Here is a 624-nt window from a genome sequence, read left to right as displayed (position 1 = left end):
CTGCGAGATGAGGAATACCTGCGCTTGAAGGTGCTCACCTGCATGCTGCCGGAGCTGTGAAAGTGCGCAAAAGTACCCACACGATTTCACGAAGACCCATTTGTATCTTGCTCGTCGCATCCAGACATAACATCGTATACGTCAGAGCCAGGCCCCACAGTTTGAAGTGACTCTTGTGCTCCATTCGGAAGATCGAAACTGCCTTCCACCTTGACGAGGGGATTGCTCAGCCCACCAGGAGTAAACATGAAGGCGCAAATTGCGCCGTCTTCGGTCGACGCATCACCTTGGCATAGCCCGTCGCTACGCAGATAAGGTGCAATGAGGAGGAGTAGGTGCGAGACGGGCTTGGGGGAAGGAGAAACTCCAATTTGGTCGGTGTAGTGGGACGCGAGACTCTTCGCTTCCGTGCGCGAAACCCGATTCCTGAAAACGGGGTCTTCGTGAAATCGTGTGGGTACTTTTGCGCACTTTCACAGCTCCGGCAGCATGCAGGTGAGCACCTTCAAGCGCAGGTATTCCTCGTCTCGCAGGCCGTAGGCGCGGCGCTGGATGACGCGGATCTTGTTGTTGAGTCCTTCGACGAAGCCGAGCGAGACCTTGTTCTCGGGTCTGCAGTAGGCA

At 55.8% G+C, this 624-nt stretch carries 1 protein-coding gene; it reads right to left on the bottom strand.

Translation table 11 applies throughout. The annotated features are described in order from the left end of the window. Positions 1-473 precede the first annotated feature (473 nt). Positions 474-624, bottom strand: a 151-nt coding sequence (locus AAG565_RS15740) for a transposase (RefSeq protein ID WP_348819797.1), incomplete at its 5' end; no start/stop codon positions are given.

This window comes from Fontimonas sp. SYSU GA230001, assembly GCF_040066175.1.
Taxonomy (GTDB): Bacteria; Pseudomonadota; Gammaproteobacteria; order Nevskiales; family Nevskiaceae; genus Solimonas.
Note: the sequence above shows the minus strand (reverse complement) of the source record. Positions and strands in the feature narration are given on the sequence as shown.